The organism is Nostoc sp. GT001, assembly GCF_030382115.1.
Lineage (GTDB): Bacteria > Cyanobacteriota > Cyanobacteriia > Cyanobacteriales > Nostocaceae > Nostoc.
Genome location: NZ_JAUDRJ010000003.1, coordinates 5,275,365 through 5,301,070, shown reverse-complemented (window position 1 = coordinate 5,301,070; position 25,706 = coordinate 5,275,365). Strand labels below are relative to the sequence as shown.

The 25,706-nt window shown below is 42.0% G+C and carries 21 protein-coding genes and 1 tRNA gene; 12 read left to right on the top strand and 10 right to left on the bottom strand.

The annotated features are described in order from the left end of the window. The first annotated feature begins 22 nt into the window (after nucleotides 1-22). Nucleotides 23-2,203 carry a serine/threonine-protein kinase gene (locus QUD05_RS25320; RefSeq protein ID WP_289798500.1) on the top strand — a complete coding sequence of 727 codons (2,181 nt, stop codon included), beginning with the start codon at nucleotides 23-25 and terminating at the stop codon, nucleotides 2,201-2,203. An 891-nt stretch (nucleotides 2,204-3,094) separates the two neighbouring features. Beyond that, the gene (locus QUD05_RS25315; protein WP_289798499.1) at nucleotides 3,095-4,030 is read left to right on the top strand and encodes a DVUA0089 family protein; all 936 of its coding nucleotides are present in this window, start codon (nucleotides 3,095-3,097) and stop codon (nucleotides 4,028-4,030) included. 207 nt (nucleotides 4,031-4,237) lie between these two features. Here QUD05_RS25315 and QUD05_RS25310 read toward each other — a convergent pair whose 3' ends face one another. After that, nucleotides 4,238-4,855, bottom strand: a complete 618-nt coding sequence (locus QUD05_RS25310; protein ID WP_289798498.1) for an NUDIX hydrolase — start codon at nucleotides 4,853-4,855, stop codon at nucleotides 4,238-4,240. A gap of 104 nt (nucleotides 4,856-4,959) precedes the next feature. Then, a complete protein-coding gene (locus QUD05_RS25305; RefSeq protein ID WP_289798497.1) occupies nucleotides 4,960-6,162 on the bottom strand; it encodes a phosphoglycerate kinase in 1,203 nt (400 codons plus the stop codon). Between the two features lie 89 nt (nucleotides 6,163-6,251). Here QUD05_RS25305 and QUD05_RS25300 point away from each other — a divergent pair, with 89 nt between their 5' ends. After that, nucleotides 6,252-6,659 (top strand): universal stress protein, encoded by a 408-nt coding sequence (locus tag QUD05_RS25300; RefSeq protein ID WP_289800074.1) that lies wholly within the window; start codon nucleotides 6,252-6,254, stop codon nucleotides 6,657-6,659. 142 nt (nucleotides 6,660-6,801) lie between these two features. Here the strand turns inward: QUD05_RS25300 and QUD05_RS25295 are convergent, their stop codons facing one another. The 3 genes from QUD05_RS25295 to QUD05_RS25285 form a co-directional block, all read right to left on the bottom strand. Further along, nucleotides 6,802-9,339, bottom strand: a complete 2,538-nt coding sequence (locus QUD05_RS25295; protein WP_289798496.1) for a CPBP family glutamic-type intramembrane protease — start codon at nucleotides 9,337-9,339, stop codon at nucleotides 6,802-6,804. A 296-nt stretch (nucleotides 9,340-9,635) separates the two neighbouring features. Then, on the bottom strand, nucleotides 9,636-10,346 hold the full coding sequence (locus QUD05_RS25290) for a GDYXXLXY domain-containing protein (RefSeq protein ID WP_289798495.1): 711 nt from the start codon (nucleotides 10,344-10,346) through the stop codon (nucleotides 9,636-9,638). A gap of 231 nt (nucleotides 10,347-10,577) precedes the next feature. Next, entirely contained in the window at nucleotides 10,578-11,996 is a 1,419-nt protein-coding gene (locus tag QUD05_RS25285) for a DUF2157 domain-containing protein (protein ID WP_289798494.1), read from the bottom strand. A gap of 208 nt (nucleotides 11,997-12,204) precedes the next feature. Here QUD05_RS25285 and QUD05_RS25280 point away from each other — a divergent pair, with 208 nt between their 5' ends. After that, the gene (locus QUD05_RS25280) at nucleotides 12,205-13,164 is read left to right on the top strand and encodes an RsmB/NOP family class I SAM-dependent RNA methyltransferase (protein ID WP_289798493.1); all 960 of its coding nucleotides are present in this window, start codon (nucleotides 12,205-12,207) and stop codon (nucleotides 13,162-13,164) included. Nucleotides 13,165-13,586: 422 nt separating this feature from the next. Beyond that, a complete protein-coding gene (locus QUD05_RS25275) occupies nucleotides 13,587-13,847 on the top strand; it encodes a hypothetical protein (RefSeq protein ID WP_289798492.1) in 261 nt (86 codons plus the stop codon). 106 nt (nucleotides 13,848-13,953) lie between these two features. Here QUD05_RS25275 and QUD05_RS25270 read toward each other — a convergent pair whose 3' ends face one another. Further along, on the bottom strand, nucleotides 13,954-14,199 hold the full coding sequence (locus QUD05_RS25270; RefSeq protein ID WP_289798491.1) for a hypothetical protein: 246 nt from the start codon (nucleotides 14,197-14,199) through the stop codon (nucleotides 13,954-13,956). Nucleotides 14,200-14,428: 229 nt separating this feature from the next. Here QUD05_RS25270 and QUD05_RS25265 point away from each other — a divergent pair, with 229 nt between their 5' ends. Together QUD05_RS25265 and QUD05_RS25260 are read left to right on the top strand one after the other, a co-directional pair. Further along, on the top strand, nucleotides 14,429-16,405 hold the full coding sequence (locus QUD05_RS25265; RefSeq protein WP_289798490.1) for an AMP-dependent synthetase/ligase: 1,977 nt from the start codon (nucleotides 14,429-14,431) through the stop codon (nucleotides 16,403-16,405). A gap of 42 nt (nucleotides 16,406-16,447) precedes the next feature. Beyond that, entirely contained in the window at nucleotides 16,448-16,897 is a 450-nt protein-coding gene (locus QUD05_RS25260; RefSeq protein WP_012412623.1) for a YlqD family protein, read from the top strand. A gap of 97 nt (nucleotides 16,898-16,994) precedes the next feature. Here the strand turns inward: QUD05_RS25260 and QUD05_RS25255 are convergent, their stop codons facing one another. Then, on the bottom strand, nucleotides 16,995-17,465 hold the full coding sequence (locus tag QUD05_RS25255) for a hypothetical protein (protein ID WP_289798489.1): 471 nt from the start codon (nucleotides 17,463-17,465) through the stop codon (nucleotides 16,995-16,997). Nucleotides 17,466-17,937: 472 nt separating this feature from the next. On the opposite strand from QUD05_RS25255, the gene QUD05_RS25250 reads away from it, so the two are divergent. Further along, on the top strand, nucleotides 17,938-19,233 hold the full coding sequence (locus QUD05_RS25250) for a dihydrolipoamide acetyltransferase family protein (RefSeq protein WP_289798488.1): 1,296 nt from the start codon (nucleotides 17,938-17,940) through the stop codon (nucleotides 19,231-19,233). Nucleotides 19,234-19,394: 161 nt separating this feature from the next. Then, on the top strand, nucleotides 19,395-20,297 hold the full coding sequence (locus tag QUD05_RS25245; RefSeq protein ID WP_289798487.1) for an Rpn family recombination-promoting nuclease/putative transposase: 903 nt from the start codon (nucleotides 19,395-19,397) through the stop codon (nucleotides 20,295-20,297). A gap of 8 nt (nucleotides 20,298-20,305) precedes the next feature. On the opposite strand, the gene QUD05_RS25240 is transcribed toward QUD05_RS25245, so the two are convergent. Both QUD05_RS25240 and QUD05_RS25235 read right to left on the bottom strand, forming a co-directional pair. Then, nucleotides 20,306-21,118 carry a class I SAM-dependent methyltransferase gene (locus QUD05_RS25240; RefSeq protein ID WP_289798486.1) on the bottom strand — a complete coding sequence of 271 codons (813 nt, stop codon included), beginning with the start codon at nucleotides 21,116-21,118 and terminating at the stop codon, nucleotides 20,306-20,308. Between the two features lie 143 nt (nucleotides 21,119-21,261). Continuing rightward, nucleotides 21,262-22,443: an RtcB family protein gene (locus QUD05_RS25235; RefSeq protein ID WP_289798485.1), complete on the bottom strand. Its 1,182-nt coding sequence runs from the start codon at nucleotides 22,441-22,443 to the stop codon at nucleotides 21,262-21,264. A gap of 318 nt (nucleotides 22,444-22,761) precedes the next feature. Here QUD05_RS25235 and QUD05_RS25230 point away from each other — a divergent pair, with 318 nt between their 5' ends. The 3 genes from QUD05_RS25230 to QUD05_RS25220 all read left to right on the top strand — a co-directional run bounded on the left by QUD05_RS25230 (nucleotide 22,762) and on the right by QUD05_RS25220 (nucleotide 24,512). Continuing rightward, complete coding sequence (locus tag QUD05_RS25230) at nucleotides 22,762-23,649, top strand: class I SAM-dependent methyltransferase (protein WP_289798484.1); 888 nt, start codon at nucleotides 22,762-22,764, stop codon at nucleotides 23,647-23,649. Continuing rightward, a complete protein-coding gene (locus tag QUD05_RS25225; RefSeq protein ID WP_289798483.1) occupies nucleotides 23,646-24,374 on the top strand; it encodes an HAD family hydrolase in 729 nt (242 codons plus the stop codon). Before QUD05_RS25230 ends, QUD05_RS25225 begins: the two co-directional genes overlap by 4 nt. A gap of 65 nt (nucleotides 24,375-24,439) precedes the next feature. Then, nucleotides 24,440-24,512 (top strand) — tRNA-Ala (locus QUD05_RS25220). Nucleotides 24,513-24,781: 269 nt separating this feature from the next. On the opposite strand, the gene surE is transcribed toward QUD05_RS25220, so the two are convergent. Continuing rightward, nucleotides 24,782-25,462 carry a 5'/3'-nucleotidase SurE gene (gene surE, locus QUD05_RS25215; protein WP_289798482.1) on the bottom strand — a complete coding sequence of 227 codons (681 nt, stop codon included), beginning with the start codon at nucleotides 25,460-25,462 and terminating at the stop codon, nucleotides 24,782-24,784. Nucleotides 25,463-25,706: the final 244 nt, after the last annotated feature.

Below are 25,706 nucleotides of genomic sequence, written 5' to 3'. Positions count from 1 at the left end.
ACTCCTAACTCCTAACTTTCCAATGAATTCAATCTATTGTTCTAAAGGACATGAAAATTCCCCAGGTAGTCGTTTTTGTCTCCAGTGTGGCGAAAATTTGTTGGATACACCCATGAGTTATAGTATTCAACCGGGACTGACTTTAGGCGATCGCTATGTAATTGTGCGTCAAATTGGCCAAGGTGGCTTTGGACGCACTTATTTAGCTGAAGATGTCAACCGTTTCCGCGAACTTTGCGTTTTAAAAGAATTTTCCCCCCAAGTTCAAACCGCTTACGTTGTCCAAAAAGCTGAAGAACTCTTCGAGAGAGAAGCAAGTGTTCTTTATAAACTGCAACATCCCCAAATTCCCCGGTTCCGAGAACTGCTACGGCTAAATTTAGGGGGCAAAGAATATCTGTTTTTGGTGCAAGATTATGTAGAAGGGGAAACTTACAATTCTTTGTTAAATGCCCGGATACAACAGGGTTTGCGCTTTACAGAGGCAGAAATACGCCAATTATTCTTTTCAATTTTGCCAGTGTTGGAATACATCCACTCACTAGGAGTAATTCATCGAGATATTTCTCCAGATAACTTAATGCTTCGCACTGTTGACAAACTGCCAGTTTTAATTGATTTTGGCGGTGTCAAACAAGTAGTAGCAACTGTGGCTTCCGAATATTACCAACCCGGTATGGTTGCACCTCCGCCAGCACCAACCTTATTAGGTAAAATCGGATTTGCGCCCCCAGAACAAATGCAAACTGGGTTAGTATCTCCCCACAGCGACTTGTATGCAATGGCTGCAACAATGTTGGTTTTACTAACAGGGAAACAACCCCAAGAACTAATTGATACCTATACTCTCAGTTGGCAATGGCGACGGGAAGTTAATCTGAGTCAAGATTTGGCACAGGTATTAGATAAAATGCTATCTGCCAGACCAAGCGATCGCTATCAATCAGCCCGTCAAGTACTCCAAGCCCTCAACTCACCCCCAGCAAACTATCCGCCAACTCAATATCCCACTCCACCACAACCCACAGCCGCCACCGTCGCTGTCTCTCCACCTCCCCCACCTTCGCCAACCCCTGCATATCCTTCATATCCCTCATCTTCCCCCTCTTCTTCCTGGTGGACACCAACAAAAACCTTTCTTGTGGCGGCGCTAGTTGCTGGTAGTGTGGGCTTAATTTGGTGGGGATTGAATGGCAGACGAGATGTCGGGCAAGTCGATCCTAATCCTACAGCCAGCCCCATTCCAACCAGCGAACAACCAACCGATCCTCTAGCGCAATATTCGCCAGCAGAACGAGAACGCAAAGAAAGATTAAGCGATCGCCGTCAACAGTTGGGTATTGACTCTAACTTCTACGTGAACTTGGTGAATCAAGTTTTTTGGGACAGAAATCCCAGTTTACGGGGACGTACTCTCAGCAATGGCCCTGAAGATGAGAGTTTGCGCGCAGAGTGGGATAAAACAGCTTCGGAATTGCTGGAAAAGCTTGCACCACTGAGTAATAACGCACGCCAAAAGCTGGGAACTTACACAACTGCTGAACGCGATCGCTGGAAAGCAGAAGTCAACAAAATCAACGTTGGTAGCCGTTCTTTATATGATTTGGGAGATACAGCTTTTTTAAGTGTATTTCCTGAGCAGCGGGGTAAAAGTTTTCAAGGTCAGCCCATTGGACAAGTTTGGTATGGATTTGTTAGCGATCGACTCAGTGCAATCCTTGGCGGTAGCGCTTTCCAGAAACTTGTCTTCGATCCTGGGGCTACTGGCAAAACAGTCAGCAGTACTCTCCAACCTGGTGGTGGTAAAGTATTCATTGCTGGACTTGCCAAAGACCAATCTCTAGACTTGAAGCTAGAAGCAAATTCCCAAGTTTTGTTATCAGTCTATTCACCCTCTGGCAAAATTCGATTTTTAGAAGATTCTAGCAAGCGTAGTTTGTCAACTAAATTACCAGAAAATGGATTTTATGAGTTTGTTGTAGTTTCCACAGCAACGAAACCAGTAGATTATCAACTCACTATTACAGCGGAAAATCCCACAGTTCCCCCACCACCAACACCCACACCCACAGAAACACCCACGCCCACGGAAACATCCACGCCTACACCAACTCCTACGCCCACGCCCACACCAACTCCTACACCGACTCCCACAGAAACCGCCACTCCTACACCGACACCAACGCAGGAGACAACGCCTTAGTAGAGAGTCATCCTCTGCATCTATCTGGAGTGGAGTGTCTCTACGTTAATTGAAGAAGAATGGAGAATTCAGCAATCTTTGAGTGAGGGATTCAGACCCGCCACTCAATTGTTGCACCACCAAATCTACGATTTGGTGGGGTCTTAAACCCATCTATTCAGCGTTCGATTGAGCGCTCACGCCGAAGTCCGCTAGTCGCACAGAATTCATGCTGTTAGCGGTAGCGGGGCGTTTAGCCCATTCTGACTTCTGACTCCTAAATTCTGTTTCGATAAAATTTATGGGAAGCATCCCAATGCAAGCAAAAATACACAGGACTGGCACAAAAACCTAATTTTCCGATCCCAAATAACTATATAAAATCTGATGTTGAAACTTAACTTAACAACGATACCACCTTCATCTGAAAAATCTCGCAACGTTCACCAAAAAGAACAGTAGTTTTAAACAATATTTAATTAAATTTAACACCTATTTTTTCATGTCTTAATCAATCGCATTTATTGCCTTTTTAAGATTTGTTAAAGATGTTGATGTAACCTTGTACTTCATGATATGCATGTAAGTACAACGTAGGTTCAAAAAGATTTCAAAAAAGAACCAAAATATTTAAGCTAATTACTTACCATTTGGGTAATCATCAATTAAGGAATTTTCAGAAAATTGATTATCTAATTTTGTGGAGTAGGCGTCTCGTTCGCCCGCAACCAAATATGGGCTTTTCGGGTCAGCCTACAACAAATAGTTGGATATTTTTTTCTTTAGAAGTTCCTAACCAAATAATTAATGTTTTCTAACTTAGAGATTACTTAAATGGCAAGTAATCTACAATGAATAGTTCTTTGACTGAGGCTGAACTTACGTATTAGTGAGAAACTCAGGAGAGATTATATGGCATTTAAATTCGGCACTCCAGATTCTGAAACGATAGATGGGACTCCGGCAAATGATACGCTAGACGGTGGTTTCGGCAATGATATCCTCAATGGTGGCGACGGCGATGATAGTCTACAAGGCGGACCCGGCAATGACGAACTCAATGGGGGGTTTGGAAACGATATCCTCATCGGTGTTTGGCCTGGTAGTCCGCTTCCACCTGGATTAGGGGAAACTGATCAGTTGACTGGCGGGGCTGGAGTAGATAGATTTATCCTGGGCGACGCTGAAAATGTTTTCTACGACGATACCAACACTACAAGTCCTGGTTTTGGGGACTTGGCTACTATTTTTGACTTCGACTCTAGCCAAGATCGAATTGAACTCAAAGGATCTCCACAGAACTACCGCCTGCAAGTTGTTGGAAGCAGCACACGAATATTCTTAGACAAACCAACAGGAGAGCAAGATGAGATCATAGGTGTTGTGCAGGGGAGAAACAATCTCAGACTTGATAGTGATGACTTCTTGTTCTATGAGCGGGAAAATGCTGGAGAAGCTACAAACGGTACACTGGGCAGCGCTGAAGGGTTAGGTTCCTTATCATCAGGCTCAAACGTTAATCTTTCAGGCCAGTTAACAACAGTTCAACCGGGGAGTAGTCCTGGTTTCGACTTTTTTACATTTTCTTTAGCAAATCCAGGAACTGTCACTATCAGGACAGTGACATCGGGAGATACAGTTCTCGGACTATTTAACAGTGCTGGGAAGTTAGTGACCAGTAACGACGATGGTGGCGGTGGCAATTCGTCATTAATCACCAGTTTTCTGGGTGCAGGTACGTACTCCATCTCAGTGAGTGACTTTCCTTTCTTGCCTCAAGATGGCGGAACTTTCTCTGGTAGCGGCTTTAACCCTCTTTCTTATACGTTACAAGTCAGTTTGGCATAAGAACGTTGTCAACTTAAAAAAGTACTGACATCAGAGGGCAGATTCAAGGATACTTTTCTTCCTAGCTAGGGGAACACGGTAACGTGTCCCCCTTACCCGACAAGAGACTATTTACAAGTCCGGGTTATTTTATGAGTCCGAATTCAGAACTCAGGAGTCAGAATAAACCATGAATTCTGTATGCCAATTTTTGTAATGCAGAGATATTTAATCAAAGTCTGTTGGTAAAGCTGGTTGGCGGTAATGCTGGAAAAGTCGCGTGATTTGCGCTGGTGTCACACGTCCGATGGAAAGTACTGGTAACGCATCTTCACGGAAAAAACCTACTTCTTCAGTTTCAATACTTGATGATGGAGAACCACCAATAAGTTCGCAGTGAAAAAACAGCTTGTAGACATAAAAAGGTAATGGTGGATGTCCCTGTTTGTCTCTGTCATAAACTGCTAAAAGTTTGATAGCGCGTGCTTGATATCCCGATTCTTCGTATACTTCTTTCACAACTGCCTCACTGGCAGACTCGCCAACATCAGCCCATCCACCAGGCAAAGTCCAGCAGCCGTCTACCCGTTCCTTGACTAACAATATAGTATCGTCACGAAAAATTGCTCCTCGCACATCAACTTTAGGAGTTGCATATCCGACTTCACGGCTAAATAAATCGAGGACATAAGTGTGTTCTACATTTGAGTAACTCGCCATAATTTCCGTGGCGATCGCTCGTAATTGTTTGTAACGTTCTATATCGTAGACACCCTCAGAATAAGTCAACCCATTTTGAGCGATCGCTTGTAACTTCTGTCCCCATTCCAGCCATTTAGGTTGCATATATTTTTCTTATGTAGTGACTTAGGTATTGGGAAAAGGTGACAGGTGACAGGTAATAGGGAATAACCTGTAACCTGTACCCTATTCCCTTCCCCAATTCCTAATTACGCATCATCTAAAGCTGCAATTCCAGGCAATACCTTGCCTTCAAGTAACTCCAAGCTAGCGCCGCCGTCGGTGGAGATGTGGCTCATTTGGTCGGCTAAACCAACTTTTTCCACAGCCGCTACTGAATCGCCACCGCCGATGATGGTAGTTGTGCCAGTTTTACCGATTTCAGCGAGGGTATGAGCGATCGCTTCCGTACCTTTCGCAAACTTATCAAACTCAAACACACCCATTGGCCCGTTCCAAATTACCGTTTTGGTATCTGCAAGAGCTTCTTGGAAAAATTTCACCGAGTCTGGCCCAATATCCAAACCCATCCAACCATCGGGGATGTTTTCAATGCTAACGGTTTGAGAATTGGCATCAGGGGCAAAATTATCTGCCAATACCACATCTGTGGGAAGCAATAAAGCAACGCCCCGTTCTTTAGCCTTAGCTTCCAAAGACTTCGCTAGTTCTAGCTTGTCTTCTTCTACCAACGACTTACCAACATTCAAACCACGGGCTTTGTAGAAGGTGAAAATCATCCCACCACCGATGATCAGCTTGTCGCACTTCTCCAGTAGTGTTTCAATCACACCAATTTTGCTGGAAACCTTGGAACCGCCAATAATTGCCGCTAAAGGACGTTGGGGATTTTCAATGGCGTTTTGCAGATATTGCAATTCCTTCTCAACCAAATATCCAGCCACAGAAGGGCTGAGGAATTTAGTCACACCTTCAGTAGAAGCATGGGCGCGGTGTGCAGTACCAAAAGCATCATTTACATAAAAATCAGCATTAGCTGCCAATTTTTTCGCAAATTCTGGGTCGTTCTTCTCTTCTTCTTTGTAAAAACGGACATTTTCGAGTAACAGCACTTGGCCATTTTGCAACGCGCCAACTTTAGCTGCAACTTCATCGCCAATGGAATCATCAGTTTTAATGACTTCTTGCCCCAGTAACTCAGACAGACGCTTGGCAACGGGAGTTAGGCGTAATTTGTCATCCACACCCTTGGGACGACCAAAATGGCTGGTGAGAATGACCTTAGCTCCCTTCTGCGTCAAATCTTGGATGGTTGGTAGAGCGGCGCGAATGCGAGTATCGTCAGTAATGTTGCCTTGATCGTCCACAGGCACGTTAAAGTCAACCCGCACTAAGGCACGTTTCCCAGAGATATCAGCCGAAGATAAACTTGCTAAACTTTTTTTGGACACACCAAACTCTCCTGATTGCCTTTTTGTTATTGTTTTGAAAGTAGAACCATCAAGATTTTACCGGAGTCAGGGGTACCCAAGTGACAGATATATTTAAGACAGTACTATTTCCTATCGATCAAAGCCGGGAAACGCGGGAAGCTGCTGACGTTGTTACCAACGTAGTTAAAAAGTACAGCAGTCGCTTGGTGCTGCTGTCTGTGGTAGAAGAACCACCTCCAGACGCGCCTAGTGCCGATCCGATGGTGTCGCCAGAGGTAGTTGCGAAACTGCTGGAAAATGCCCAATCTTTATTTTCTGAACAAGGAATTCAATCTGAAACCTTAGAAAGGCAAGGCAAACCAGCTTTTACGATCTGCGATGTCGCTGATGAAATTGGGGCAGATTTAATTATCATGGGCTGCCGGGGGCTAGGTTTGACTGAAGAGGGAGCAGATGATAGTGTTACCACTCGTGTGATTAACCTTTCCCCTTGCCCAGTGTTGATTGTGCCTTAGCAGTGTGTTGCTCAATACTAGTGGTAGTGCGATCGCTAATAAAAAGGGGGCTGAGGAAGGTTGTCCTAGATTTATTGGTGCTAAATAAAGGCATCAAGTTTTAGCCTTAACCAAGCATTATTAACTCCTGCCCCCTACCTCCTTAAACCTTAGCGTTCTGAATTTTTTGATTATTATCTAATTTTCTGATTCCTCCAAAAACAATTAACCAAACTACTACTACAACCCAGTGAATTAAAACGATCACAAACAAAGATCCTGTGAGGGTATATCCAACAGTACAGATAATTCCCAAAAATGCAGCTAAAACAAGAAAAACACGATTAAAAAATGTGGTAATTCCAGCTTTAAAAAATGTTTTAGCATTCAAGGGATGATACAAAATAAATAATAATAAACTCACTATTGCCCACAAAGACCATTGGAACCAACTGGTAATTTCGCTAGGATGAGGAAGCAAAAAAACGCGAAAAAAGAGTTCTTCCATAATTGCAGGTAAAAATAAGCAACGTAATATCAACAAGCATTTATTAGTCCAATTTGCAGACCAAAGTTCTATCTGTAAAAATCCAAATTTCCAACCATAAGGTAGAGCAAGAATACTATAAATTATCAACAGTACAACAATAACTAACCAATCTTTGAACCTCGGAACTACTAAGGACGCTAAAACGCGATTTAAAAGAATTGAAAGTGGTGAAATATTGGTAAAAGGAATCTTAATTTGTCCTAAAAGTGCTGTTGGGGCAATGGGTGTAATATTAGATTCCCAACCACCAACTTGATTGGTTCGCAATACTTGCATAGTTGCGCCATGTTTTAAAAATATTGCAGCTAGGTCATCGTGTGCAAGTCTTGGCATTATTGTTCGCCATGTTGTCAAACCAGCCCAAATACTACGATCTTGAAATGGTTTCGTCGTTTTTCCTATGCCCGTACCTGCAAGTATACCTGCTTGACTTTGCCAATCAGCGCGAACTATACCCAAGGGTGCTAACTGTTGTTCAAAAGATTGACCTAATTCAACTAGCTGCTGAAAGCGTAATGTTTGCGGGTGATTGGGGTTGGCGCGTATCCAAGTTTGAATTTGAGGAGTTGTAGTAACTTGGTTTTTAATTGCTAATATCGCAGCATAAAGTGCTTGGCTTGAGTCTTGGACGCATGAGGTAGCAGGTGATACCATTGCACCACCAGTTCCATCACCAACTCGATAACGTGCCATTGTTATCTGTAATTGTTGCTGAAATTGTTTTAAAGGCGAAAGTTTGACACCATCAAAATCATAATCCTGCGTTACAGGGTCGAATTCGATCAGAATATCTGATACTGGACGTGTTGCCAGCCAACCACGTTGTAAATTACCCATATAATCAGCCCATGTATGCGTTCCGGCAATAATTCCATCGGGGTTATGGGCATAAATTTGGTGGTATTTAGTCTCGAAGCGTAATTCGTTAGTAAACTCGTCGCGGACAACTTCTGCAATTCCAAAAGCAAAATGTCCAGTAATAGTATAAGGTACTCCCAGTGGTTCAGCTTTACGTCCGCCAATTCCACCAAATAGGTGTAGAACAATAGCTTTATTGCCTTCTTGCCATGTTGATATAGATTGATTAAGTGAATTTTGTGTTTCTCTAGGCTTTAATAATACAGTATTGAATTTACCTTTATTTTTCTCAGTATTTTGCCAATTTACATCTTGGATGTAATTTAGACCTAATTCCTTACCAGTAATAATTTGACGGGGTTGAATTTGCAACAGAGAACGAGGTGCAAGTGCGCGTACTGTAAATACGCCCTTTGCATCGGCAGCGCCATAAATATACCACCCATCGTCACCCGCAGGCGATCGCTCGATTTGCTGCGAACTTGAAGGAGTAAAATTTCGCGAATCTATTGCTTGTTGGGGAATGCGAATAGTTTCTTCAATACCATTAAATTTATTTGTATTAGGATTATAATGTTGTACTAAAAAGTAATCGTTTAACTGCTTTTGATTTGGAAATAAACTAGTTTTATATTGAGATTCAATCGGTTTAATTATTTTTACCAACCCATAAAATCTACCAGTTGCCAAAACAGGTTCGCGTTCAATTTGCAAAATAGATTTTTCTTGATTTGCATCAATGATTGTACTTGAATCTAAAACAACAATTGTTTCATCATCAGGATTTGCACCAGTTAAAGAGCGTAAAATCCCTACCTGACGAACTCCATTTAGTCGAAAAGGATGAATATTTCCTTGTTTTTGGCTTTTAATCACTTCAGGAGTGAAATTTATATCTCGCGTTACAACTCGTTCTAAAGCCAGCAAATTTTTATTCTTCCACTCCAAACGTACAATTTTACCTACCAAATTTTGTGCTGTAGGTGGTGCATATTGTACTTCCATCCATACCCAATCTAAACCATCTTGTAATTGCTGTTTCGTTGGTAAAATTAATCTTCCTACCCAATCGCCAATAGGTTTATAAAGGTTTGTAGATGGAATTTGGGCAATGGGATAAAAAGCAGATTGATTAAAGTTTTGTTGAATATGTATTGCGTAATTACTTTCTTTCTGTACTAGCTGGGCTTGTGTTGGGGAAAGTTGCCACAACGCAATTACTGCAATGAACACTAGCGTTAAAAATATAGTAAATAGTAGCCTTGCTTTTTGACTTAATCCCCGAAAAATCATATATTATCAGCAAATAAAACTTGCTGATAATCTTACTCTAAATATACTGCTTTGAGTCTCTGCCATAATCAAGTGCTATTTTATTTTAAATGTGGGCGATATATAAGACATCCGATGAAAATAAATATGCTTGTTATAGAACCTTTGTAGAGACGTAGCATTACTACGTCTCTATATTCTTTTTCAGCAAATATCTAATGACAAACAGAAAATTCTGAGCGTCGGAAGTCGGCGCTCAGAATTTCAAAGACCAAACTGGCGTGGTGTAAATATGCACTGTTTATTTGCTTAACAGCTTAAAAACGATAGTTGCGATCGCGCACCCACATACTAACTGGCACAGCCTTACCTTGTGGATCTACTTTCGCCTTGACCACAATAGGTGGTACTTGTCCTCTGCGGGCGCGTTGGGCTTGTAAGTCGTTCCGAATCTGCTGCCGTTGGTTTTCTGGGATGTAATATGTTTCTAAGCCGTAGTTAACGGAACCATCCTGATAAACACCTTTTAAGGCTGCCTGATTGGCTCTAAGAGTTGTGGGGCGATCGCTACTTACTCGTAACGGTCTCCAAGCTCTCGGAACACCGCGCCCAGTAGAGAATTGCTCTTGCAAAGTCACGTAAATATTAGTTCCTTCAGGCAATCTCCTGCCGCTTCCACGACCTTTGCTGACTAATGTTTGCCAACCAGGTAGTCTGCTCAAATTTGAGGTACGAGAGATGTTGTAATCTAACGCTAAGGTGTTACCTGCGATCGCATTGTTAGGGTCTACAGGTACGGTTTGTAAAATCACCGTCTTACCTGTTACGTCTGTATAAACTGCTTGGGCTGGTACTGCCATAATTAGCCCTGTTTGCAGCGCCAGGGGAGCTAGTAACCGCCAAAAAGGCAAGGGCTTATTCGATTTTTGTTCAGTAGCAATCAAGTAATCCCGAAAAGTCACCTTACTGGAAAATTCGGCTTCAGGAGACAAGGGTTTATTCTTAGATTCAGAAGAAGTATTATTCATGAGCGTAGTCCTACAAAGCAGAGGTCTTGAGGAGGTTAAAAGTAATGAGATTAGGACTGACGCAGAGAAACTTTAAAAACTTTGACGCACAGAGATTTTTAGTTAGGAGTTAGGAGTTAGGAGTTGGGAGTTAGGAGTTAGGAGTTGGGAATCATTCAATTTTAAATTAAGTGAACTTTTCCTGAATTCTGACTCCTGAATTCTGACTCCTGAATTCTTTCATCTTTTGCCCTACTTTTTACTTGCAGAGCTACCACCGGGTAGGCGGCGTTCAAACCAGAGTCCAGCGCTAATTAAAGCAGAACCGCACAGGACATAGACTAGCGACTTAAAAAGTAAGTCGGTGTCGTACTCCTGCACGCGACTGATAATTTGCAGTGTTACTAACAGCATACCGCCCCAGAAGGAACTTCTGTTGCTTAATTTCAATCCTTCTTGAATTAGTCCCCAGGCTAATGTTGCAAGAAGTACATTGAAAATAAAAATGCCAAGTTCATCAATCCGGCTGATAGTTTGATGCCAAAAAGGTACTATTGCAATAAAGACAAGAAATGTACTAATGACAGCAGTTGTGAAAATCACTTCCCGGCGCGGAGGGTTATTTCTTTGGCGCAGTAGAAACAACCATTGTAAAACCGCCAAGCCGCTGAGAATCCCCAAATCAATGATCGGCAGAGACTCAAATAAGTTTGTCAAATTCGTTGGCTGATTAAAACTATAATCAGGAGATTCCCAGACCCAACGAAAAGACAAAACGTAAAAGACGATGCCAAAGCTTAACAACGCTAAATTACGGGCTAGAGATTGAAACAATCTGTAATTTATGGTTGGAAAGAGTAAATCATCGTAACTCCAGAATAATGCAGGTGGCAGTGTAAAAGCAAAAGATGCCACCCAAGGGGCTATATCAGCATAATTTAGCAGTGGCAGAGGATTAAGGTTAGCTTGTAAGGAACTAGCAAAAACAAAGGCTGCTAGACCAAAAATCCAACGGGAACGACAGAAGTAGGCTAAGGGTACAAATACCAGCCATGCTAACAAAGGCAAATGCTGCACTACTAGCCGCGACCAAGTTAGCTCACCTGAAGCGTACCATAAGTCTTCTAGTCCAGTCCAGTAGCCGATTTCCACAAGGACAATTGACAGAATTCCTAAAGAATTCAAGGACAAACTGAAGGCCATGACTACAACACCAAATCCCCAGGCGAGAAACAGTTGGGAAGCTGAACCGATGATATTGAACATCTGGGCCATCAGCAGTAAATTTGCACCGAAGATGAAGGCGCTTAAAATTAGTAACCCCTCTCCTAGTAAGCGTTTGCTTCGTTCTGGTTTCTTTCCTTCAGGTGGTCTCCAGCTGTAAAATCCAGTGATGGCGATCGCAAAAAACAAACTCATCATCAGAATAAATTTGACTTCTCGCGATCCTCCTTGCCAGTTTCCTGATACAAAGGTAATTATGCCTAAGCATAAAAGTATGCTACCGATTGCGATCGCGATCGCTTTGTTGCGATCGCGTGCAGCAGCTTCCAGGTTTTTAAATTGATAACGTTCTGCTATCTGCTCATACTGCGAAGAACTAATTAATCCTTCATCCCTCCATAATTGTGCTTGTTTGCGTAATTTGTCCTGAAAACTATCTAAAAACATGACCTTCTCCGGTGCAGTGGGGTAGCTTGGCCATTGCGTTCCCAATGGCGGTCATTATATTTTGAGTATGAAGCCAAAAGCCTTAATTACATTGTTCTTGTGTAACAGTTTGATTTTGATTTAGATACAACGTACTAATTCGTAATTCGTACCTCGGCTTCGCTCGGCAACCTAATTCGTAATTCGTAATTGATAACTCATTATCTACATGGAAAAACCTTCTAATTTATTACTTAAAGTCTCGCGGCGTTTGTTCGCTAATCTAGATGAGCAAGAAAAATTTATTGAGGCTTTAATGAATCCTCAGCCTTTTTCACCTAGTATTATTTGGTGTCAAGAAAAGCCAGATATTGCACCTTTAATAGTGGAAACACCAACAGCTTGGCAACCACAATTTATAGACCGCTTATCTCTGGGAGAAAAACCTGGTAAGCATCCCTTGCATGAAAAAGGATATTTCTATTGTTTAGATTTTTCTTCGGTGTTTGCAGCTACTACTTTGTTAGCTATTCCTGAGTCGGTGCGTTTAGTTTTTGATATGTGTGCCGCACCGGGAGGTAAAAGTATCTTCGCTTGGAGAGCTTTAAAACCTGAATTACTCATCAGTAATGAAGTAATTGGCAAACGTCTAGGAATGCTAATTTCTAACTTGAAGCGTTGTCAGGTTAGCCCTAACGCAGTGGTTAATCGAGATTCGAGCATATTTGCCGAAATGTTTCCCGGCTCTAGCAATCTAGTCATAGTAGATGCTCCGTGTACTGGACAATCTTTACTTGCCAAAGGTGAAAAAGCACCCGGATGTTTTCACCCAACTGCTATTAACAAGAGTGCAAATCGGCAAAAGCGCATTATAGCTAACTCTGCTAAAATTGTTTCACCACAAGGCTATCTTGCTTATATGACTTGCACATATTCGCCCGAAGAAAATGAGCAAGTTTGTGAATGGTTTGTGGAACGCTTTCCCCAATTTGAAGCGATAAAAATTAGTAATTTAGCCAAATATCAATCGCATTTAACGACGATGCCTTGTTATCGAATATTTCCTCAAGACAGGTTAGGTGCTGGTGCATTTACAGTCCTATTTAAAAATACTAATGAGGATGAAAATGAACCGAAAGAAATAGATTTCAATACAACTTCTTCGCTGTATATCTACCAAAGTTTTTAAAACAAGCTATAGGTTTGATACAATTCGTTTAACAGGAGGTAAATAGCGGCGTAAAAATCATAAGTGATACTTAATTTTATGAGTAAAATATAAGACTGAATTAGATTTTGGAGATAAAGCAAGGCTTTGAAAAAGATTCCAAATCATCATTTTATTTTTCTTTATTCAGAGATATAAAAGATTGCTAGGGCATCCTACTTCAAGCATCAGTAAACTTGTAAGCTAACTCCTTAACAAAAGTTAAAACTGTTAAAATCTTTGTGATTGCTTCTCTATGAGACACCACGCGAATGTTGTACTCACAATGATATATTTTAAATTTTCCCAATTAATTATTTAACACATTTGGTGCTAGTATTTATCTTGTCCTTTTTCACGGAAAAGAAGGGCAATAAAACTGAATTTATCAAAGGATAATACTCATGTCTTATCTTGCAAAGCTAAGTCGTTCACCACGTTTAATGACTCTGGCAGCTTGTGGTGCAATCATAGCTACAATTCCTATTAATCCTGCTTTTGCAGCACCCACTGATTCTAGTAGTTATCCAGCTTCCTGTCGGAATATTAGGGTTACTGGAGCTACCTTAACGGCAAGTTGCCGCAGAATTAATGGCACATATAGATCAACATCAATTCTGATTCGGGGAATATTCAATGGGAATGGAGTTTTGCGCTATTTATAGGTAGACATTAGGCTGCGTTAAAGTCAGTTGTGTTACCAAAATTTAGGTGAGGTAGATAAACTACCTCACCTAAATTTTAAAATATAATTTACTGACAAACAGTCCATCAATTCGGAGAACACTTGGCACAAAAATCAGGACTGAATTTGCAGTATTGACTACCTGTTACTGGGTAAACTGTACAATAAGGAAAACTTGTAAGTTCAATTTTGGCTGCTTGTAATTTGGAACCATTCGCCAATGTTTCAGTAAGTTTGGTTTTATCGGCCAAAAGGATAGCTAAAATCTTCGGTAACGCTATGCAAGCAGCAATATTGAGCAACGTTAGCATTATGCCGTCGATAAAATTCATAGGTAATCATCTCCTGTGAAACATAGGCGACCGCTGTTCTTAGATGCAAACACAATCATTGCTTGCACTCTATGTAAATTAACTTTAACATAAATTTTTGTAAATATAAACGTGGAATTCCTGGAATTATCATACACAGAAGGGTATGTGGATAATAAGGATGGATATTGTAGCGTAATAACAAAATAAGCTGGAAAATAATCAGTTTAAAATCTTTAAGTAAGGTGTTATGTCAAAAACCCAAACCGCGTCTTCTTTTTTATCTAACATCAGTGAGCGAGAACGGCAGGCATTAAAGCGGTTGGTAGATTACACAAATGTGGAATCGCTACCAGAAATTTGGCCTTTGGCAGCTCAACGATTTGGTGATGTTGTCGCTCTCCGCAATCCTCACGGTAAACCCGAAGTGGCGATTACTTATACCCAGTTGGCAGAGCAAATGCAACTATTTGCTGCTGGTTTACAGGCGTTGGGAGTAAAGGTAGGCGATCGCATTTCCCTGATTGCTGACAATAGTCCTCGGTGGTTTATTGCCGATCAAGGCATCATGACTGCTGGAGGCGTAGATGCGGTGCGTAGTTCCCAAGCCGAAAAAGAAGAACTGTTGTTTATCATCGCCAATAGTGGCAGTATAGCGATCGTTGTAGAGGATTTAAAAACACTTAAAAAACTCCAAGACCGCCTCAAAGATTTACCAATTCAAGTGGTAATCTTGCTTTCCGATGAAGCACCACCAACAGACGAAACCCTAAAGGTACTCAACTTTTCACAGTTACTCGAAATTGGGAAAAGTCATAATTTTGTGCCAGTCAAGCAAAATCGTAACGCTCTGGCAACTCTAATTTATACCTCTGGTACTACGGGTAAACCCAAGGGTGTAATGCTGTCTTATAGTAACTTGATGCACCAAGTGATAACTTTTGGCACAGTATTGCAACCAAATGCGGGTGATATAGTTCTCAGTATCTTGCCTTCTTGGCACAGCTATGAACGAACTGTTGAATATTACCTACTATCTCAAGGTTGTACGCAAGTTTATACCAACTTGCGCTCTGTAAAAGGGGATTTGAGACAATTTAAACCCAATTACATGGTCGGTGTACCCCGCCTGTGGGAGTCGATTTATGAAGGAGTGCAAAAGCAGTTCCGCGAACAACCAGCCAAAAAGCAACGCCTAATTAAATCTTTATTGGGCATGAGTGAAAAATATATTAGAGCGCGGCGAGTTGCTCAGGGACTAGATTTAAATAATCTTCATGCTTCAGGCATCGAACGATTAGCAGCTAGGATAATAGCAGCGGCTTTATTACCCCTCCATGCCTTGGGAGAACGGCTGGTTTACGCCAAAGTGCGGGAAGCCACAGGGGGACAAGTTAAGCAGATGATTAGCGGCGGCGGTGCGCTTCCTAGACACATAGATAATTTCTTTGAAATTATTGGCGTCCAGATTTTACAAGGCTATGGCTTGACAGAAACTTCTCCTGTCACCCATGTACGGCGTCCTTGGCGGAATTTGATTGGCGCATCAGGGCTACCACTCCCGGCTACAGAAGCTAAAATCGTCGATCCTGAGACAAAAGCGCCTTTACCAATAGAGAAGCGAGGCTTAGTATTGTTGAGGGGCCTGCAGATTATGCAAGGCTATTACCAAAATCCTGAAGCGACAGCGAAAGCAATTGACGCGGAAGGTTGGTTTGATAGCGGCGATTTGGGTTGGCTGACACCACAAGATGACTTGGTGCTGACTGGCAGAGCGAAGGATACGATTGTATTGACTAACGGGGAAAACATCGAGCCACAGCCGATCGAAGATGCGTGTTTGCGATCGCCATACATCGATCAAATTATGCTCATCGGCCAAGATCAGCGCAGCCTGGGAGCCTTAATTGTCCCCAATGTCGAAGCCTTAGAAAAATGGGCAGCAAGTCAGAATCTAACGCTGGATACGCTGGGCGATCAGGTGACTTCCTCAGATAGTCAAAAAATTGACTTCGAGAGTAGAATGATCCAGGATTTATTTCGCCAAGAATTGAATCGGGAAGTCCAAAATCGCCCAGGCTATCGACCGGATGACCGCATCGGAACGTTTAAACTCATCCTGGAACCGTTTTCTATCGAAAATGGCTTGATGACACAAACACTAAAAGTTCGCCGACATGTCGTCACGGAACGCTATCGCGATATTATTGACGGCATGTTTGCCTGATCATTCCACCTGCTAACTGTAAAGAGTGAACGTGAAATATTTATGGATGTCTCCAAATCTAATTTGCTTCTGAAACGCGTCGTTAACGTCAAAGTCATTGTGACTCCCCTCTGGAAAGAGGAAGTACAACAGCAGCTGCAAACCCAGATCAATCAACTCGATCAGCAACTGCAACAGCTAGACGTTGAAGGACAAAGAGCGATCGCGGCAATTCAAAAGCAGAGTCTGCAACCACCTGGGCCTCAGACCCTCCAACAAATTGACAATATCCAACTCCAAGTCAATCAAAAGAAAAGTGAATTTCTAGAGCAGAAAAATCAGTTGCTGCAAAACCTCCAGCAAGTGCAGTTTCTCCAGCAAGATCAAGAAGTCAACCAATTCCAAATGGAAGGCTTTTTCCGGGTAGAAATCGGTGATAACCTGATTAGCAAAATGCAAGTCGAAATCGTTCTACGCGATGGCGTTGTAGAAGAAATTCGCGGTGACATTTAGAGAGTTATAAGTTATTAGTTATGAGTTATGAGTTGGAATTCCTAACTTCTAACTTCTAACTCCTAACTTCTAACTTCTAACTCCTAACTTCTAACTTTTAACTCCTCACTCCAGCCCAAACGATTTGCCATACTGGAGGTGAGCTAATAAAAAGCGATCGCCCAAAGGTTGTCATCTCCGCTCGATATTTAACCGTCCCAACTGAATTATTACCCCGCTTGATTTGCGTAATCGTCACTAACGCCTGATTTGGTTGCGGATAAACTACCTCGATCTTTCGCGTTCCTCCCACTGCTATCTCCTCAAAGGCATTCAGGGCAAGGGTAGTAGGATTACTGCCTTGGAGAGATGAGTTAAGTTTTTCTAAAGGTATAGTTTGATAATCGGAACGCTCTGAGAATGCTGCAACTTCCTGAGACTGATGTATTGCTCCCATCTGCTGGGTTTGCCCATCACTAGTCTCAACAATCGGTGCAGATTGCTGGTGCTGAATAATATAAACTCCAGTACCAGCCGTAGCAGAGATACTCAATATCACAATCAAAAAGAATTTCAGCTTTGCCGACATAAAAGTAAACAGGAATTTCAAATAGGTTTATTACCAATTTTGAATTCTAGATTGAANNNCATCCCATATCCTCTATCCGCGAGAAGCTCTTGTATCTTAAGTAGTGGNNNTGAGGANATATAAATAGCAAGGGAATAGGGAACAGATGTATACTAAGTTTTTTCAAAAATCAAATACAAGTCCTATAGACCTCTAAGTTATATTTAGGTTCCTATTAGTCATTAGTCAAAAGCTAATGCCCAATGACCAATGCCCACTTGCCCTGAGCGACTCGTGCCGAGTATCTCGACTTACTTCGACTACGCTCAGTACACAGTCGCTCGATGGAGCCGGAGCCGAGGTAAGCCGAAGGGATGCCCAATTCCCAATGCCCAACCTAAAATATAAACAGTCTAAAACTCTCCCATCAAGATACAATTCGATCTGATAAAAACTGTTAAAGTCCATAAACCATTGATTTCCAAACCACCCTATGAGCATTCACGAAGTATTTATGCAGGCGCTGAGTTCCACGATGACAGAAGGCAAAATCGTTTCCTGGGTGAAATCGCCAGGGGACAAAGTGGAAAAAGGCGAAACAGTGGTGGTTGTAGAGTCAGATAAGGCAGATATGGATGTAGAAACCTTTTATGAAGGCTTTCTTGCCCATATCATAGTTGAAGCTGGTGAAACTGCCCCGGTAGGATCTGCGATCGCCTTCATCGCTGAAACGGAAGCTGAAATTGAACAGGCCAAATCTCTTGCCAATTCCGGCGGCGCGGCTGCTACTCCTACCTCTTCCCCTGAACCAGTTGCCGCCACAGCCTCAGTTGCAACACCTGCCTTAGCGTCTCAAAACGGGTCTAACCACAAAGAAGGAAGGCTTGTAGCTTCACCCCGTGCCCGCAAGTTAGCTAAAGAACTCAAAGTTGATTTAACTACACTCCAAGGTAGTGGCCCCCACGGACGCATTGTCGCCGAAGATGTAGAAGCATTGTCTAACAAGGGTAAACAACCTGCCCCAGTTGCTCCACCCGCACCTGTACCAACCAGCGCCCCAGTTGGACCCCCAGCACCTCGGACACCAGCACCTGCACCCGTGGCGGCGGCTGTTCCTGGTCAAACCGTACCTTTAACTACCTTCCAAAACGCCGTAGTGCGGAACATGGTAGCTACCATATCCGTGCCCGTCTTCCGTGTCGGTTATACAATTACCACTGATGGGTTAGACAAACTTTATAAACAAATTAAATCCAAAGGCGTGACAATGACAGCGCTACTGGCGAAAGCTGTAGCAGTGACATTGCAAAAACACCCATTGTTAAATGCTAGCTACTCAGACCAAGGTATTGTTTATCATTCTGATATCAACATTTCCGTAGCAGTAGCGATGGATGATGGCGGATTGATTACACCTGTGCTGCAAAATGCAGATGCAGTGGATATATATTCTCTGTCGCGTACTTGGAAGTCTTTGGTAGAACGTGCCAGGGCAAAACAATTACAGCCTCAAGAATATAACAGTGGAACTTTTACCCTGTCCAATTTGGGGATGTTTGGCGTAGATAAATTTGATGCGATTTTACCGCCTGGACAAGGTTCAATTTTAGCGATCGGGGCATCTCGTCCGCAAGTAGTAGCAACACCCGACGGTTTATTTGGCGTGCGGCAACAAATGCAAGTCAATATTACTTCTGACCACCGGATTATTTACGGTGCCCATGCTGCGGCGTTCTTGCAAGATTTAGCAAAATTGATTGAGACGAACCCTCAATCTTTGACAATGTAGTTTTGAAAAAACACCAAATTTAAATGTTAGCGCTATGAGCGAACATTACTTTTTCGTAGAGTAGCGCTAACAACAAACAATACTTAAACTAAATTTTTGATGGACAAACTATGTAGCGATATCACGTCTCTACATGAGTTTATATCCAAACTGATATCAAAGTGACATACGACAACACCCTGAAATATCTGGTTGAGCAGTATCCAGAAGATTTTATCCGCTACTTACTTGCATCTGAAGTAACGGATATCCAGATTCTCAAAACAGAATTAAATCAAGAACCAATCCGTGCCGACTCAGTAACCTTTTTGCAAACTGCCAATCAAATACTGCATTTAGAGTTTCAAACTTTACCAGCATCGACTCCACCCTTACCACTGCGGATGTTGGACTATTGGGTGCGGCTATATCGACAATACAATTGTGATATCGAGCAGGTAGTGATTTTCCTTAAACCGACAACTTCAGCAGCTGTCTTCGTAGATCAATTTACCGCTCGCAATACTACCCACCGTTACCGCGTCATCCGAATTTGGGAACAAGATCCAGAACCTTTATTGTTATCTCCTGGTTTATTACCTCTGGCAACTTTGGCGCGAACAAATTCTCCTCAAAGCTTACTCCAACAGGTAGCAGTTCAGGTGAGTATGATTGAAGAAGAAGCCACCAAGCAGACTATCTCGGTATGTACCCAACTTCTAGCAGGGTTAGTATTCGAGCCAGAACTAATTCGTCAGTTTTTGAGGAGAGAAGATATGAGAGAATCTAGCATTTATCAAGAAATTCTCCAAGAGGGACTCCAAGAAGGGAGACAACGAGGCATTGAACAAGGAATTGAACAAGGAATTGAACAAGGTCTTGAACAAGGAATTGAACAAGGAAGACAATCAGAACTAAGGCTAGTGATACGTCTATTAACTCGTCGGCTTGGTTCAATTAATTCTCAGTTACAATCTCGCTTGCAAGAGTTGTCCTTGGCTCAGTTAGAGGACTTGGGTGAAGTATTACTAGATTTTGTTAGTGAAGCTGATTTGATGAATTGGCTAAATACAACAGAAAATTAGAGTTTGCTTTAAACCTTTCTACCAGTTAGAAAAAANGTTAGATTTTCGTACCAAGCTCCTTGCTCGGTTGCTTTTGCTTCAATTTTTTGACGATATTCTGCTTTTAATTCTGCCATTTTCTCTGATGAAACCTGTAACAAAGGATTTTCTCTGGGATGAAACCATCCTCCATTCCATTCTCTAGCTTGCTCTACATTGCGATAGAAACCTAGTTGTTGGATTTTTACTTCAATATCTTTAAAACCAACTTCTGCAAGTAGATGATGACATTTTTCGGGTGTGCCTGTTGGCTCATTGATACTTGTCAGCGAAATGCCATGTTTGTTACATATTTCGATTATAAGTGGCGCTCCACAAGATTCCTCAGAGCAACAAGAAAAACCGATGACTCCCCCTGGTTTGAGAAAACGATACCATTTACGTAGAGCAGCAGGAATATCTTTAAAATACACTATCGCTGTAGAGCAAAGAATTACATCGAAACTCTCATCATTGAAGTTAATATATTCACCATCGGCTTCAATAAGTTCAATATTTTGCAAGCCTAATTCTTCAATTTTCTGTTGTGCTTGAGTTAGCATCCCTGAAGAAAAATCTACTCCAGTGACTTTTCCTTTGGAACCGATAATTTGTGCAACAGCAATAGCAATGATACCTGTACCAGTCGCCATGTCCAATACTTTTTGTCCCTTTTGCAGTTGAACTAAATCTAGTAGAGGTAGAGCGCGATGAATTGTGTAATCGTTATCGTAGCTAGTTCTACTATCAAAGAAATCAATTACTTTTTTCTTATACTGTTGTTCGTATTCACTATTTTGCATGACAAGTCTATTTACTTAAAATAATTATTTATTCTTCAGCATATCTTTACGTTTAGAAATAAAAAAGGTGGGCAATACCCAATACGCTTGGGTTAAGGCTAAAAACTAAAACTGGCGTATTGGAGCGCTACCCACCTACAAATTTATCCTTTAACACAAAGAACTTGTTTGAGTGTTGCTACAACCTCAACTAAATCTGCTTGATTTGCCATAACTTGTTCTATCGGCTTATAAGCACCAGGAATCTCATCTAATACGCCCTCGTCTTTGCGGCATTCTACGCCATTTGTTTGCTCTATCAAATCATCAAGTGTATAGACATTTTTTGCCTTATTTCTAGACATCAAACGTCCTGCACCGTGAGAACAAGAACAAAAACTATGAGCATTACCTTTACCCTTCACGATGAAAGATTTTGCCCCCATCGAACCAGGAATAATCCCATAATCTTCAGTCTGGGCACGGACTGCACCCTTACGAGTAACGTATACATCCTCATTAAAATGCACTTCTTTTTCGGCGTAATTGTGATGACAATTAACCTGCAATAAAGGTTTAGTTGCCTTCCCACCTGCCAGATGTTTCTCAACTATGTGCTTAAAACGCGCCATCATTACATCGCGGTTGACACGCGCATAGTTTTGTGACCATTGTAAATCGTGCCAATATGCCTGGAATTCTGGCGTACCAGCGACAAAGTGAGCTAAATCTGGGTCAGGCAATTTATTACCTGCCATTTTTGCTAATTCTCTGGCTGTGTGAATATGACACTGGGCGAGTTTATTGCCGATGTTACGCGAACCAGAATGCAGCATCAGCCAAACTTGATTCTCTGTATCGAGGCACACTTCAATAAAGTGATTTCCTCCACCGAGAGAACCCATCTGTTTCATTGCTTTACCTTGTAGGTCTTGCACGCCGCGATGCAAGTCTTTAAAATCATCCCAGTATTGCCAATTGCTGACAGATTTTTCAACGTCTTTATTTTCGTTAAATCCAGTCGGAATTGCTTCTTCAATATCCAAGCGGATTTTCTTTAGTTTACCTTCTAGTTGTTCGGCGGTAAATGCTGTTTTGATCGCGCTCATACCGCAACCAATATCCACACCGACAGCAGCGGGGATAATTGCCTCTTTGGTTGCAATTACAGAACCCACTAAAGCACCTTTTCCTAAGTGAACGTCTGGCATTAATGCCACATGCTTAAATACAAATGGTAATGATGCCACATTCTTGGCCATCTTGGTTTCTTCTGGCCCCAAAGAGTGATTTGCCCAAGATAAGACGGGTGCTGGTGTGGTAATTTCTAACTTTTCGTAGGGCATAATCGTTTCTATTTTTGATTTTAAATTTTAGAGTTTGGATTGGGTATTGGGCACTGTTAATTATCGGTATGACATATAACCCATTACCTAGTTAGTTGTAGCAATTTAAATGTTGTATTGTCTTTCATCTGGCTCCCTCAATTTTCGTGAAGCTGAAGAACTACTTTTAGGAGTTATATTTTTGTAGCATAAGTGTAGCGCTTTGAGTTACAGTCGTCAACCTATCACCACAGAGAGAAAGCAGATACTTCCCAGATGTATTAAAATTTGTAAAGAAAATAACTTTGTTTAAATAGCCCCTTAAAGTTCTGACACAATATGGCAGTCCGTCAAGATACAATCTGGGAACGTTTTTTATCCCCTGTAGTGCGTCTTTTGATTGATGAAGATGGGTTACGGCGTTACGCTGATAGTATTAATTGGGAAAAAGAGAGCGATCGCTATCGACGAGATGATGTCATAATTCCGTCGTACTACAGTAATCAAAACTTTCACGGGATTGCTGGCGGATATCTCAATTCCGATGCAGCAGTTACTTACGATCCGATTACTCAATACGTTATACCGCCTAATGAAGGTATTGTCCGTCAAGCTTTAGTTGATGCTGTGCAGGTGAAACCACGACGCATACTTGATTTAGGCTGCGGCACAGGTTCCACTACCTTAATGTTAAAACAGGCTTTCCCCGAAGCGGAAGTTATTGGTTTGGATTTATCACCCTATATGCTGGTAAGGGCGGAAGACAAAGCTAGAAATGCTGGCTTGGAAATAGTCTGGCGACACGGAAATGCTGAAAAAACTGGTTGGAAGGATGCAACATTTGACTTAGTAACCGCTTCTTTACTATTCCATGAAACACCAGATGCGGTGTCTCTAGCAATTCTGCGAGAAAGCTTCCGGTTGCTGGTAACTGGAGGACAAGTATTAATTCTAGATGGGAATCAGAAGACTCTGCGTCAGTTAGAATGGCTCAATGATGTTTTTGAGGAGCCATATATTCGTGAGTATGCTGCTAGTAGTACAGAAGCGAATATGGGTGCGGCCGGATTTGAAGCAGTGCGATCGCAGGATGTATGGTGGATAAATCAGGTAACTAGCGGCATAAAACCAATAGCAACCGAAAATGTCCGTCATTATACTCCCACATCGGTAGATAATAATGATTTGGAGGGACTTGGTTCTCCAGCGTTTGGCATAAGGGCATGAGTTTAAAGGCAGTTCTCTTTGATTTTAATGGTGTCATCATTAATGATGAGCCAATCCACCTGCAACTGATAGATGAGATTCTCATTGAAGAAAATCTCCAACCCCAAAAAGTAAGTGAGCGTCAAGCTTCTTTAGGACGCAGCGATCGCGCTTGTTTTCAACAACTACTCGCTAATCGTGGTAGAGTAGCCAATGAAAACTATTTAACTCAGTTGCTGTACCGCAAAGCCCAAGCTTATACGGTGGAACTAGAAAAAATAAAGAAACTGCCTTTATATCCAGGTGTAGAAGACTTAATATTTCAGGTGCGATCGCGGAATCTGAAACTAGGATTAGTTAGTGGCGCGATTCGCAAAGAAATAGAATTGGTACTGAATCGCGCTAAACTAGACGAACATTTTAAAATTATCGTCGCGGGTGATGACATCACCACCAGTAAACCAGAACCCGATGGTTATTTACTGGCAGTAAAACGCCTAAATAAAGAATATCCCGACTTGAATCTTCAACCACACGAGTGTCTGGCAATTGAAGATACTCCAGCAGGCATCGAAGCCGCGAAGCGATCGCAAATGCAAGTTGTTGGTGTAGCGAATACTTACCCATTCCACATGCTCCAACGCTGCTGTAACTGGACTGTTGATTATCTCAGTGATTTGGAACTAGAACGGGTGCAAAAAGTTTATTCCCAAAAACAGCCTCAACCATCGGTAACAGAATGTTAGAATAATCTATGGTGATAATGTCTTGAGTTAATGAGTAATATTACTCTTGACTTAATACCGATTAAGGGGAATTAGCTCAGTTGGTAGAGTGCTGCGATCGCACCGCAGAGGCCATCGGTTCGAATCCGTTATTCTCCATTTGTTGTAGTTCGCACATTAAATGTCGCAATTCGCAAATTAATGTCCATTTTTTCACAGTTCAGGGACAGAAGTTACGTATTTTCTTTCGCAGCTTTCAGCAATCAAATCAGTTTGAAAGAATTATTGTCCAAAATCAGCTTGTAAAACTTGGCTAAATAATTGAGATAGCTAAAGCCCAGTTAGAAATGACTGGGCTTTTTTGTATGCAATCTCTACTTTAAGCTACTTTAAGGCGCTGTGACCTAACTAGTAACTGATGGCTAATGTCAAACTCTTAACTGGGTGACGGCGATATTACCAGAAAAACATACATCTACATCGCTGCCAGGAGTGCGATCGCGTTTGCCATATTCCCCTACATAATAAAAATCATCACCTTCAATTCGATAGTTAACGGGCAAAGGTTTGGTACAAGCTTGGCAAAATACCACATTAGGATCTGGTTCTCCTGGTTGCAGATGCGGCAGATTCACATTCCAAAAACTTCCCGGTTCTAAGGGACGCTTGAGTAAATCCGCTAAAACTTCAGCAGTGAATTTGGCAGCCAGATCCCAATCAAAATCCTGTTTGGCTTTGCGATACTGAGAAATGGCAACTCCGGGAATCCCATGCATCGCTGCTTCCCGCACAGCAGCCACTGTGCCAGAAATATAGGCATCGACTCCCAAGTTGCCCCCAGCGTTGATACCTGAAAGTACAAATTTGACATCTGCGTGAATTTGTGTTATTGCAATTCTCACGCAATCAGCGGGAGTACCTGCGATCGCATACTCAGTCTCAGAACGTCGCTGGAGGTTGATAGCACGAGTAGTAGTAACTTGATGTCCACAGCCAGACTGATGATCGGCAGGAGCCGCGATAATAGAATTTTTGCCGTTTACAGCTTTCAGCAGCGCTTGGATACCAGGGGCATCAATGCCATCGTCGTTAGTTAAAAGTATAGTCATGTATATATGATATTGATTTAGCTAAAATATCAAAAAAATGCAGATATCAACCATCACATAGACATCTACAGCAGCATTTACCAGGCGGAGCCTGGGAACGCATTCATTGAGTCTGACAGGAGGCAGAGCCTCTAAATCAGGCAATATCATGTCCGCGTAATTAGTTATGCTAACCGCAGTCATTACACCCCACACGCCAGATGCTCCACTTGGGGAGACCCCATCGCCCTTGGCGTCTCCCCTT